The sequence below is a fragment of the Chryseolinea sp. H1M3-3 genome (assembly GCF_029360725.1).
In the GTDB taxonomy this organism is placed as follows: domain Bacteria; phylum Bacteroidota; class Bacteroidia; order Cytophagales; family Cyclobacteriaceae; genus Chryseolinea.
In genome coordinates, this window is the sequence record NZ_JARKMY010000019.1 from 262,182 (window position 1) to 275,294 (window position 13,113).

Sequence of the window (13,113 nt, forward strand, 5' to 3'; positions counted from 1 at the left end):
GGTAAGTATTACTAATGTGCATAAAACCACTGAGATTCCCTAATGGAGTGTTGACGTGTTGGAGTTCGATGTGTTGGAGTTGACCAGGGAAATCAGACGGTCAAACGTCAAGCTAAAACTGTATTACAATCTCTTCTTTTACATAGTCAAAATCAACTGTATGGACACTTTGTTGTGGTGCGGGGTCAGGATCGTGGATCGGGTCAAATTTTTCAAGGGCCACAAAAGAAGTATTGATATCACGGATTAATCCAAGCTCGTTGCCATTCACAATGATGCGATGTGTATCAGCAGCGAGGCCATGAAATACCAATTTGAATCGCTTGGCGTTAGAGATAAATTTTCCTTCAACCTCAGAGATTATAATTCTTTTGGAATGATGGTCGTGGGAAAGTTTTCGAAGTGCATAATTCCCCTTTTGGTAGTCATAACTGACGCCATCATCTTCATAAAAATTGAACGTTGACGAGTCGCCGGCGTATATGTGTAGAATGATGGTATGCGTTGCTTCGCCGGTGTGCGACGTGATAGGTTGCATGGGAAATATCGCGCCGGCTTTTACGAATACAGGTAATTTATGTAAGGGGCAATCCAATATAATCTCCGATTGGCCCGTGTACTTGTGTCCATCGTATAGATAATACCACAAGCCTTCGGGCAGGTAAACTTTCACCAGGTCTTTCGTGCTTTCAACGGGCGCAATCAGAAAGTACGGTCCGAACAAATATTGATTTTGATAAAGGCCATTGTAAACTTTATAGTCATGGGTATATTGAACAGCGAGTGACCGTTGTACAGGCATACCCGTTTCCGACGCTTCATGAAATAGCGAATAGATGTATGGAAGAAGTTGGTACCTGAATTTGATATAGTTACGGGAAATCTGTTCCACTTCTTCTCCATAGGCCCAAGGTTCTGAGTCACGACTATTGATCATGGAATGCCCACGAAAAAAAGGGGAGAAGGCGCCAATGGAAATCCATCGCGCGAAAAGTTTTGTGCTTGCATCACCCACAAATCCGCCGACATCATATCCTGCAAAAGCAACACCTGCCAATCCAAGACTTGATACAAGTCTTACACCTAACAGCATGTGTTCATCGTAGGCTACATTGTCTCCCGTCCAAACGGCTGAATATCGCTGAACGCCCGAAAAAGCCGAGCGTGTTAAATTGAACGGTCTTTTGTTTTTCATCAACGACTTCGCTGCTTCATAGCTACTGCGTGCCATTTGAAAACCATAGATGTTTCTTCCACGGCGTATGGAGCTCTTGTTTCCTTCAAAATCCATCTCCATATTTTCAGGTAGCATGTTACCCCATGTCGCTATCTCATTCATGTCATTCCACAGTCCAGTAACCCCTACGTTGAAATAATCTTCCAGGTGATCTTTCCACCATTTACGGGCTTTAGGATTTGTAAAATCGGGAAAGTGACACCATCCTGGCCAAACTTGTCCGGCATAGTACGAGCCATCCGGATATTTAATAAAGACATCGTCACGAATTCCCTCTTCGTAAGCTTTATATCCTTCTTCAATTTTAATTCCCGGATCGCAGATCACCACTACGTTGAAGCCTAATGCTTTCAGCTCACTGAGCAATTTTTTGGGATCAGGAAAATCCCGCTTGCTCCAGGTGAAAATTTTATAGGATTCCATATAATGGATATCAAGTACGATGACATCTGCCGGAATATCTTTTTCGCGAAAAGTTTTTGCAACACTCAGCACTTCTTTGTCGGGGTAATAGCTGTATCGACATTGCTGATAACCGAGGCTCCATAGCGGCGGCATTTCCATCCTGCCGGTTAAGTGCGTGTAATGCTTGATGATATCGGCGACGGAGTGATCGTAGATGAAATAATAATTCATCTCGCCGGCATCGGCCGAGAAGCTGGTAAATCGATTATTGGACGCTCCGAAATTGAAAAAAGATTTATACGTGTTGTCAAGGAAAATCCCATAGCATAAATGATGATGAGCACCGATATAAAATGGAAAACTGCAGTACAGTGGATCTCCATTGGGTGAGTATGCAAAATTATCCGTGTTATAATTTTCGTAGCCGTGGCCCCGGCGATCCAGGGGCCCTGTTTTTTCACCCAAACCTATAAATCGTTCTCCTTCCTGTATTCTTTTGTAAGTCGTTACTTGTTCACCGTTCCAACTTGTTCCAAAAGTATCATCCTCATTAATGAGTTGATCGTGGATAGTATAAAAGCTAAATCGTACGGGAGCTTTTGTAATCGTAAGAACAAAATTGGGTGTCTTTACAACAAGGTTTTCCGACTGGTCCAGTATGGTGAGTATTTCAATACTAGGAGTGGCTTCAACGGCATACGAGAAGTCCTCAAAACCCGCTTCACGTGTAATCTGTATTCGAACGACGTTGTCGTTATAGAGTTGAATTCTGAACTTACCATAGGTGGTATCTCCCGTAAGCCCGTACTTTTCTTGCTTCCATGTGGTGAGATCTCCTAAACTATGACTTAACGCAGAGTTAAAATGTTTTGTCATTTAAAAATTATAAACTTTTCCTCAAGTAAACCTAATTGTCTAGCGTAAACCAACGATCAATAAAATAAAAATGCAATAATCGATTGCGGGAACATGACAAAAAAAATGCGCGGTTGTTCGCCGCGCATGAGTGTTATTTTTTTGGTTTACCTTTTTTGAGAGATGAGTCCCGGACAATCAGGCGTGTTTTGAGAATTTTTCGTTCGGGAACAGGGTCAAGATTATCTTTGGATTTGAATTCGATCTGGCGTATCAAAAGCTTAGCCGCTTCCTGACCCATTTCGAATCCGGGTTGGTCTACAGAAGTCAGCGGTGGTTCAAGAAGCGCACTAAAGAACCAGTTGCTAAATCCTACAACGGCAATGTCCTGAGGTATTTTCAATCCTGCTTCTTTAATTGCCTGCATGGCGCCCATGGCGGCAGGGTCGTTCGTAGCAAATATTGCATCGGGCGGGTTTGACATTTTCAATAGCTGTTCCGTTGCAGATTTTCCTTCTTCGATGGTTCCGAGCGGACAAGAAACAATCAACTCTTCATTTACAGGAATATTAGCTTCCTTCAGAGCCTCGATATAGCCTTCCAGTCGCTGTTTGGTGATACCCAAATTTGGAGGGCCTTCAAGGTGGGCGATTCGTTTACAGCCCTGGTCAATCAAATGTTGAGTCGCTTCTTTTGCGCCACTCAAGTCATCTACGATTACCATGCTTGAGTTAGCATTTTCATAAACGCGGTCAAAGAAAACCATTGGAACACCTTTGGCAAGAATACCTTCAATGTGATCGAACGTGTTAGTCTCTCTTGAAACCGAAATCAGCATACCATCTACACGGCTATTGAAGAGTGCTTTGATGTCAGTTTTTTCACGTTGTAAGGACTCGTTTGACTGTGTGATGATAACATTGTAACCTGCACTGTAGGCAACATCTTCAATCCCGCTGATTACGGTAGAAAAGAAAAAGTGAACCAGCTCCGGAATTATAACGCCCAGGGTATTGGTCTTACTTTGACGCAAGCTGAGTGCTACGATGTTGGGTTGATAGTTCAGTTTTTCCGCCAGCTCGTTCACAGCCTTCTTCGTTTGAGGGCTGATATCGGGGTGATCCTTCAGTGCCCGTGATACAGTGGATGGAGAGATGCCCAGTTCACGGGCGATGTCTTTAATAGTTACTTGATTGTACTTCATACTGCAAGTTTAACCAACTTAATCTGAATCACCGCAACGTAAGCGCAATTTATTTCGCAACTTCGCAATCGATTGCGACCTCGTTTACGACCTCGATTTCGTAACTTTATTTGATATATTTTGAATTTTACATACATCCGTTTATGTACTTTTCTCGCGCAAGCGATTGAATTCACGTTTTCTCCATACACCCTAACCTTTCTAATGTTATATGATAAAACTCTATCTACCTAAAACATGGTTTGTCGTCTTTTTGCTGCTAGGATCCTTCCAGGCCTGGTCACAAACTCGAGTCACCGGTAAAGTGACCTCCGAAGACGATGGAACAGCGCTACCTGGCGTTAGTATCCTTGAAAAAGGGACCACTAACGGAACCGTTACTGATGTAAATGGTGAATATGCAATCACCGCCGGCGACAACGCAACACTCATTTTTTCGTTTGTCGGATTTACAACGCAGGAGATACCTGTTGGAAGCAAATCTTCGATCAATGTTGTTTTAACCACGGATGTTATCGCACTGAATGAAGTTGTTGTTGTTGGATATGGCCAGCAGGAGCAAAAAGATGTTACTGGTGTAGTAGCCGCAGTCAACGCCGAAAACTTCAATAAAGGCGCTATTGTTTCCCCCGATCAATTGATCACAGGTAAGATCGCCGGTGTACAGATCCTCCAAAATAGCGGAGAACCTGGCGGCCAATCTTCCATCCGGATCCGAGGCGGAACTTCCCTCAATGCCAGTAACGAGCCGTTGTATGTAATCGATGGCTTTCCAATTGACAATTCGGCTTTCAATCCCGGTGGACTTGCCAGCGGCCGCAATCCGCTTAACTTTATTAATCCTAACGATATCGAAAGTTTCACAGTTTTAAAAGATGCATCGGCAGCAGCGATTTATGGATCGCGCGCCGCTAATGGCGTAATTATTATTACTACCAAAAAAGGAAAAAGCGGAGCCCCTGAAGTAACTTATGACGGTTGGTTTTCTGTTGGTAGTATAGCCGAAAAGTTGGAGGTATTCAGCGCGGATCAATTCCGTGAAATTATTGCGGCAAAGGCACCCAAGCATTTAGGGCGCTTAGGTACTGCCAACACAGACTGGCAAGATGAAATCTACCGTACTGCCTACGGGCAAAATCATTCCGTCACGATTTCAGGAGGAACGGAGAAATTTGGATACCGGGCGTCAGTCGGGCATCAGGATCAGGAGGGAATTATCAGAACATCTGACACAAAGAGAACAAGCTTCTCGATGAGCCTAAATCAAAGATTACTTGATGACGATCTGAGCATAACCGTTAACCTGAAGGGTTCCAGAACCCATGACCGGTTTTCCCCTTTGGTTGTTGGACCTGCGATGGAGATGGATCCAACACAACCTATTCTTGATCCAACAAGTCCCTGGGGCGGATATTTCGTCTGGAGAAATGATGCAGGTGAATATGAAAGGCAAGCCACTATCAATCCTGTTTCGTCGCTGGCCATGGTTCAGGAATTAGGTTCTACCAACCGAAGCATCGGGAATATACAACTTGATTACAACCTGCCAATTAATGGTCTGTCGGCAAACGTAAATCTTGGTTATGACATAGCGAATGGCGATCGTGAAAGATTTCAGCCATCGAATTACTTCGCGGTTGCCGCAGATACAGGTGAGATAAAAATTGAAAACTATTCTCGCCTTAGCCAATTAGTAGAAACTTACCTTAACTACAAGAAAAATTTTGAAGGGATCAAAAGCAAGCTGGATGTCATTGCAGGTTATTCCTGGCAAAATTTCAATTCAAAATATCCAAGTCTTCGTGCCACCCGACTGACCGACAACAGCTATGGTGTAAACAATCCTTCCATAGCGAACAAAGTCGAAGCGTTTAACAGTGTCCTCGAAAACCGGCTAATCTCCTTTTTCGGACGTGTCAATTTCACGTACAACGACCGGTATATTCTTACCGCATCCTTGCGCAGGGATGGATCGACCCGGTTCAGTCAACAAAATCGGTGGGGAGTTTTTCCTTCTGCGGCCCTTGCTTGGCGCGTGATCGACGAGGGGTTCATGAGCGGACTTCAGAATACTTTTTCCGATCTAAAGTTCAGGATCGGATATGGTGTTAACGGTAACCAGGAAATTGGTGACTATCTCTACATCCCTTCTTATTCTCCGAGTACATCAACGGCACAATACCAGTTCGGAAACAGATTTGTTACTACGTTAAGGCCCAACGGATACGACAGTAATTTGAAATGGGAAGAGACTTCTTCTTTCAACGTTGGTTTAGACTATGGAATTCTAAAAGGAAGAGTTTATGGATCTCTTGAGTTTTATAAAAAGAACACAAAGGACCTGTTATTTGAACGCACCGTTCCTTCAGGTTCTAACTTAACCAATATCATTCTATCAAACATTGGTGAAGTTGAGAATACAGGCATTGAATTAACGCTGAATACCGTGGCCATCAGCAATGCAAACCTGACATGGAATGTTTCGGTAAATGCTGCTTACAACAAAAATGAAATAGTTGCGCTGGATGGCAGTGATGATCCAAACTTCAAAGGATATGAAGTTGGTGGAATTTCTGGAGGTGTTGGTAACAACGTGCAAATACTGAAAGTTGGTCAGCCTGCATATTCATTCTATGTATACAAGCAAAAATATGGTGCAGATGGTGCTCCGTTGGTTGATGGCGAAGATCATAATGAAGATGGCCAAACAAACTTGGCAGATATGTACGAGGATGTAAACAACGATGGGGCCGTCAACGATCAGGACAGACGACCTTTTCATCAACGTGCTCCGAAGGTACTTCTAGGACTTTCATCGAGCGTTAATTATAAAAACTTTGATTTGAGTTTCACCTTGAGGAGCAATCTAGGCGGATACATCTATAACAATGTTGCTTCTAACACAGCCAATCTCAGCAGGGCAAACGATAACTTCGTGCCAAGAAACATGGTGACGTCTGTTTTAAAGTCTAACTTTAAGAACCCACAATATTTTACAGACTACTACATCGAAAGTGCAGATTTCCTGCGGATGGATAATATTACGCTGGGCTACACAGCTAATGAAATATTGTCAAATAAGGTAAAGCTCAGACTTTACGTTACGGCTCAAAATCTTTTCTTATTAACAGATTATTCCGGTCTGGATCCTGAAGTATCGTCCGGTTCCGGTGCCACTTTGGCTCCCGGCATAGACAATAATGTCTACCCACGATCACGCACTTTCATATTTGGTCTTAACGTCGGATTCTGATAATAGAAATTCTTATGAAGCGAAATAATATATTTACACTACTGGTGCTAATCATCACTGTCATGTCATGTACAGATTTGGATGTTAGTCCAAAAAGTTCGGCAACTGCGAATGTCATCTTCAATAACCCAAGAGCATATGAACAATTCCTCGCAAGAATTTATGCGGGTCTTGCCATTAGTGGTCAGCAAGGCCCTGCTGGTAATCCTGATATCAAAGGCATTGACGAAGGTTTTTCCAACTACTTAAGACAATATTGGAAAGCGCAGCAGCTCACCACAGATGAGACTGTGATCGGCTGGAACGACGGTACTTTGCCAACCTATCACTTGCACACCTGGACCGCGCAAAACGAGTTTATCAATGCCATGTTCAACCGGATATATTTCCAGATCTCGATGGCGAATGAATTTCTTCGTGAAACAACAGATGAAAAACTCGATAGCCGTAACACCACGGACCAACTACGCGCTGCGGTACAGCAGTATCGGGCAGAGGCGCGCGCCTTGCGAGCGCTAAGCTACTGGCATGGACTGGACATGTTTGGTGCCATTCCTATTGTAACAGAAGCAAATGAGGTTGGTATAAGTGTTCCAGACCAATCTACAAAACAAGAGGTTTTCGATTTTATTGAGTCGGAGTTAAAATCAATAGAAAATGAATTGGCAGCGGCCGGACAAATAGAATATGGAAGAGTAGATCAGGGCATGGCATGGATGGTGCTCGCCAAACTGTACATCAACGCCGAAGTTTATACCGGACAGCCAAAATATACAGAATGTATTTCTTATTGCTCTAAAATCATTGATGCCGGATATCAGCTTGATGCGAACTATAATTCACTTTTCATGCTTGAAAACGTAAGCTCGCCGGAAATTATTTTCGCTGTTAATTTTGACGGAAACAGAACCCAGACCTATGGCGGTATGACGTTTTTAATTCATGCCTCTATAGGCGGATCGATGAATCCCGGGGACTACGGCGTAAACACGGGATGGGCAGGATTGCGTGCGACTAAAAACCTTGTAAACCTTTTCCCCGATGAAACTGGTGATACGGATGGCCGTGCAATCTTCTATACCAATGGTCAATCAAAAGAAATTCCAAATACACCTATCTCGGCTTTCAGCGAGGGCTATGCTGTTCCAAAATTCAGGAACTTGAATGTAGACGGCGATCCGGGCTCAAGTCTGGAATTTGTAGATACTGATTTTCCAATGTTCAGATTGGCAGATGTATACCTGATGTATGCAGAGGCTGTTGAACGTGGGGGAACAGGCGGTGACGAAGCAAATGCTGTTAGTTATATTAACCTCCTTCGCAATCGCGCTTACGGCGACGATAGTGGAAACATCACCGCTGCACAGCTTACATTGGATTTCCTTATTGACGAACGGGCCCGCGAATTGTATTGGGAAGCACATCGCCGCACTGACTTGATTCGATTCGGACTTTTTAGTGATAGTGAAGAATCTAACCCAAGGGCTGTATGGCCGTGGAAGGGTGGCGTTGCGGAAGGTAAAGAGACAGAAGGATTCCGGGATGTTTTTCCGCTTCCATCGTCGCAGATTATTGCAAATCCAAAACTCGTTCAGAACGAAGGTTATTAAGTTGTAAGAACACAAACAGAATCCAATGAAAAATATATTTATATTCTCGATCTTATCATTCATCGTCTTGTCATCCTGCGATGATGAGATCAATGCCGATGAGCTATTAAACTATCCACCAACCGTCATGAGCGTGACGCCCAAAACAAGTGTGAAGATTGGCGACTTTTCCATTAAGGTAACACTTGCTGACGGGCCAAAATCACCTTTGTCGAGCGCGACGATTATTTTGAAGGATGCCTCGGGTACGCAGCTTTATACAGTGACAGAATCACTAACCGGGATGATGGATTCTGTAGTGATTCAAGGTTCAGCTTTCAACGCATCAGCGCTGCCCTTGGGCGATTATTCCATTGCAATCAATGCAGTTGATAGCAAAGGAAACTCAACAGAGACGGTTAACAACTTCAAGATCGCAAATCAGCTTTATGCTGCCAACCACAATGAAATGTTTATTGCAGGTGCTTTCAACGGTTGGGGTGCAGACCAACTTGAATTAATTTCTGACAATACATGGGAGATTAAAGAAATTGATTTACAAGGAGGTCCCTGGAAATTCAAAAATACGGCGGATTGGACCGGCGCGGATTGGGGCGACTCAAATTGCGATAAGGTAATGGAGATTACAACAGGCGGCGGGGCTAACACCGAATGCGGGTATACTGGTCTTGTCAATGTTCGCTTTAATGACGAGACGCTGAAATATTCCGTTGTTCCATCAGTCAATTATGCTACAAATCTTTCGGCGCTTTATTTACTAGGAACCTTTAATACGTTTCAAGGACCGGTACCAAAATTAAATCTCATCGCCAATAACACCTGGGAGCTTCCAGAGATCAGGCTAAAGGCTGGCGATGCTTTTAAGTTTGCCGAGAGCCCTTTCTTCGAGGGCAAAAATTATGGCGATGCGGCGTTCGATGGTAAAGCCGATGAGTTCGGGCCTAATATCGTTTTACCAGTATCATTCGTAGATGCTTTCTACAAAATAACTTTTAACGACGCTACCCGCGCTTATAGCTTTACGTTACTTAGGTATCCCTACCCAGCTGAGCTGTATTTGGTTGGAGGCTCAACAGTAGCAGGCTGGACTCCGGCCGACGCGGTTAAGCTTGTTAAAGTAGCAGATGGAAAATTTGAGATATACACTTACCTGACATCATCTGGCGGAGGATTTAAATTTCTTCAGGCAAAAAATTATGATGGCGATTGGGGGAAAGCTTCAGAAGGGGTTATTGAACAGGAGGGAGAAGACAACGTTGAAGTGACTGCAGATGGTTTCTACAGGATACTCGTAGATTTTACAATTCTCAGCTATAATGTAACGGAAGTGGAGTGGGGAATTGTCGGCGATGCTACACCCGGTGGATGGAATACAGATACGGATATGTCCTTTGTCGGCGGACTGGGAAGTTATACCTGGGAGATCGATGTCACCCTTACTACAGGAGAATTTAAGTTCCGTGCAAATGACGGATGGGACATTAATTTTGGCAAAGGCGATTCCGATGGCACTTTAAAATTCAATAGTGGAAACATTCCTTCTCCTGGCGCAGGTGATTACCACATTGAAATTACACTCGATCCTGAAAACGGCTATACCTATACTGTGGCTCCGAACTAATTTATAGTTCGGTTATAAAACAGCGTGAAGAATTTTCTTTGCGCTGTTTCTCTTTACCCCATTAGCATGAAAAAGATACTTCTTCTGTTGTCAATTATTACCACCGGTGCATTTGCACAAGTTACTGTTACGCCATCATTTCCCACAGCTGATGAAGAGATCACGATCGTTTACGATGCCACCCGGGGTACATCGGGACTCGTTGGGGCTGCCAAGGTATTTATCCATGCGGGTGTTATTCTAAGCGGACCAACAGGAACAGGCTGGGAAAATGTGCAAGGCGATTGGGGGAACCCGGGGGCTGTCGGTGAAATGACCTCCCTTGGAAACAATAAATGGCAAATTAAATTGACGCCGCGTACATATTTTAATGTAGATGACGGTATCCCGATTTACAGAATTGGAATGGTTTTCCGAAGTGCTGGACCTTGTGGTGGTTTTGCAGGGAACTCTACGATCTGTAAAGAAGGAAAAAGTAGTACCAATACTGATATATTCATCGACCTGTATGAAGGAAATCAGTTGCAGATCAATTTAACAGCTCCAGATCTGTTTCCTATATTCAAGAATGCAGGAGAAACAATCGAGATCAATGCGATAATTTCAAAAGCATCTGATATCGTATTAAAAATCAATGGCATTGAAGTTCTCAATGAGCAATCAGTCACGTCGGTTAGCTATTCCCATACTGTTGCCGAATCTCCCGGAACCATTCAAGTAGTACTCATCGCGAATGATGGTACCGCGGTAAAGGAAAAATCTTTCAGCTATGTGATCCGAAGTATGGTGAATTCTGAACAGCGACCAGCCGGGATCATCGATGGAATAAATTACAGTGAAGACCCGACGTCTGTAACCTTGAGTCTGTGGGCTCCTCTGAAATCCTCTGTTTATGTTATCGGAGATTTCACCGGGTGGGAGATCTTGCCAGAATACCTCATGAAAAAAGATGGCGAACATTTCTGGTTAGAAATAAATGGATTGACTGAAGGTGAGGAATATGCTTACCAATTTCTGGTAGACGAAGCGTTGTATATAGCAGATCCCTATGCGGATAAAATTCTGGACCCGGATGATCAGTATATTCCCGTTAAGACGTATCCGAATTTGAAACCATTTCCGCCAGCTGCAAAAAAGGAACAATGGTACTTTAACCGAACTTCTGTATTACAGACCGGGCAGCAGACCTTTGAATGGGAGACAGTCGATTATGAAAAACCAAAAAAAGAAAACCTGGTGATCTATGAATTGCTGGTACGTGATTTTTTTGAAGCAGGTGAGCGAAGTTATCAAAATCTCATCGACACCATCGGCTACTTTAAAAAGCTCGGTGTAAATGCGATTGAACTCATGCCAGTCACAGAGTTCAATGGTAATGAAAGCTGGGGATATAATCCTGCCTTCATGTTTGCACCTGATAAATACTACGGCACGAAAAATAAATTGAAAGAATTCATCGATCGGTGTCATGCAGAAGACATTGCGGTCATCCTTGATGTCGTGATGAATCAACAGGATTTACCTAATCCCTATGTGTTGATGTACTATGATTTTAATGCGGGAAAACCTTCTGCCGACAATCCTTGGTTTAATCAGGACGCCACACATCCCTTCAATGTTTTCTTCGACCTGAATCATGAGAGTGCTTATACACAGCAATACCTTGACACTGTGAACTATTATTGGATTCATGAATACAAATTCGATGGATACAGGTTTGATTTATCGAAAGGTTTCACTCAAAAAAATTCCGGAAGCAATGTTTCCGGATGGGGTCAGTATGATGCCTCACGCATTGCCATCCTAAAACGAATGGCTGATAAAATCTGGAGTCACTCGCCGGATGCGTATGTGATCTTAGAACATTTTGCTGACAACACAGAAGAAAAAGAATTGGCTGAATATCGTGCGGACGAAGGAAAAGGCATGCTGTTATGGGGCAATTATAACAATGCCTACAGCCAGAATGTGACTGGCAACTCAGGGACAGAGTTTAGCAGTATCTATCATGCGAACAGGTCATGGTCGGTTCCGCATTTGATTGGATACATGGAGAGCCATGACGAAGAAAGGTTAATGTATCGTAACCTGCAAAATGGAAAATCTGCCGGCTCGTACAGTGTGAAAGATATAGCCACTGCGTTGGATCGAATTAAAGCTGCAAGTCTTTTGTTTTTTACCATTCCGGGGCCAAAAATGATCTGGCAGTTTGGAGAACTTGGATACGATCAAAGCATAAACCGATGTGGAGACGGAAGCATCAGCGATGGATGTCGGGTGTCTCCTAAACCGATTCGCTGGGATTACCGGGAAGACGAAGAACGCTATGAATTGTACACTCACGTCGCCGAGTTGATCCGGATGCGAAATGCATACGATGTTTTTACTTCTGGTACAGTCACAATCCAGCCGGGCACGTCGCTGGTGAAGCAAATCGGAATTAAAAACTCTCCCTACACCAGTAGCCCAGCCGATGCAACAGAAATGAATGTTCAACTGGCCGTAAATTTTGATGTTACGGAAAAAGCTACTCCGGTTCAATTTGCACATCCGGGAACTTGGTATGAGTACTACACTGCGGAAACGATTTACGTCACAGGAGCATCCTATAATTTAACCTTAGCACCGGGAGAATATAAACTCTACACGGATTACCCCCTAAAGGATCCGGTCACCAGTGTTGAGGACGAAATGACTTTTGATTTCATGCCTTACCCAAATCCTGTAAGAGATGAAATGTTTGTTGACGATAACAGAATAACTTCCATTAAACTCTATACACCTGAAGGCAAGGAACTACCGATAACGAAAAACTCCAGCCGGTCATGGAACCTGGCGGAATATCCAACGGGACTTTACATCATTAAAATCACGACACACGCAGGCGTGATGCAAACCAAAATCATCAAGCGCTGAGCTTCCAAAAAA

The 13,113-nt window shown here is 43.6% G+C and carries 6 protein-coding genes; 4 read left to right on the forward strand and 2 right to left on the reverse strand.

Annotated features, from left to right (window positions below):
* Nucleotides 1-112 precede the first annotated feature (112 nt).
* On the reverse strand, nucleotides 113-2,518 hold the full coding sequence (locus tag P2W71_RS28195) for a glycoside hydrolase family 31 protein (protein ID WP_276374905.1): 2,406 nt from the start codon (nucleotides 2,516-2,518) through the stop codon (nucleotides 113-115).
* 133 nt (nucleotides 2,519-2,651) lie between these two features.
* A complete protein-coding gene (locus tag P2W71_RS28200) occupies nucleotides 2,652-3,701 on the reverse strand; it encodes a LacI family DNA-binding transcriptional regulator (protein ID WP_276374906.1) in 1,050 nt (349 codons plus the stop codon).
* Between the two features lie 211 nt (nucleotides 3,702-3,912).
* Between P2W71_RS28200 and P2W71_RS28205 the strand changes: the two genes are divergently transcribed.
* The 4 genes from P2W71_RS28205 to P2W71_RS28220 all read left to right on the forward strand — a co-directional run bounded on the left by P2W71_RS28205 (nucleotide 3,913) and on the right by P2W71_RS28220 (nucleotide 13,101).
* Entirely contained in the window at nucleotides 3,913-6,954 is a 3,042-nt protein-coding gene (locus tag P2W71_RS28205) for a TonB-dependent receptor (protein WP_276374907.1), read from the forward strand.
* 14 nt (nucleotides 6,955-6,968) lie between these two features.
* Nucleotides 6,969-8,564 carry a RagB/SusD family nutrient uptake outer membrane protein gene (locus tag P2W71_RS28210; protein ID WP_276374908.1) on the forward strand — a complete coding sequence of 532 codons (1,596 nt, stop codon included), beginning with the start codon at nucleotides 6,969-6,971 and terminating at the stop codon, nucleotides 8,562-8,564.
* Between the two features lie 25 nt (nucleotides 8,565-8,589).
* On the forward strand, nucleotides 8,590-10,185 hold the full coding sequence (locus P2W71_RS28215; RefSeq protein ID WP_276374909.1) for a SusF/SusE family outer membrane protein: 1,596 nt from the start codon (nucleotides 8,590-8,592) through the stop codon (nucleotides 10,183-10,185).
* A gap of 66 nt (nucleotides 10,186-10,251) precedes the next feature.
* Nucleotides 10,252-13,101: an alpha-amylase family glycosyl hydrolase gene (locus P2W71_RS28220; RefSeq protein WP_276374910.1), complete on the forward strand. Its 2,850-nt coding sequence runs from the start codon at nucleotides 10,252-10,254 to the stop codon at nucleotides 13,099-13,101.
* The last annotated feature ends 12 nt before the right edge of the window (nucleotides 13,102-13,113 follow it).

What these genes read in the sequence shown, in the direction of transcription:
- P2W71_RS28195 (WP_276374905.1), bottom strand. Translation starts at nt 2,518, where the DNA reads ATGACAAAACATTTTAACTCTGCGTTAAGTCATAGTTTAGGAGATCTC.
- P2W71_RS28200 (WP_276374906.1), bottom strand. Translation starts at nt 3,701, where the DNA reads ATGAAGTACAATCAAGTAACTATTAAAGACATCGCCCGTGAACTGGGC.
- P2W71_RS28205 (WP_276374907.1), top strand. Translation starts at nt 3,913, where the DNA reads ATGATAAAACTCTATCTACCTAAAACATGGTTTGTCGTCTTTTTGCTG.
- P2W71_RS28210 (WP_276374908.1), top strand. Translation starts at nt 6,969, where the DNA reads ATGAAGCGAAATAATATATTTACACTACTGGTGCTAATCATCACTGTC.
- P2W71_RS28215 (WP_276374909.1), top strand. Translation starts at nt 8,590, where the DNA reads ATGAAAAATATATTTATATTCTCGATCTTATCATTCATCGTCTTGTCA.
- P2W71_RS28220 (WP_276374910.1), top strand. Translation starts at nt 10,252, where the DNA reads ATGAAAAAGATACTTCTTCTGTTGTCAATTATTACCACCGGTGCATTT.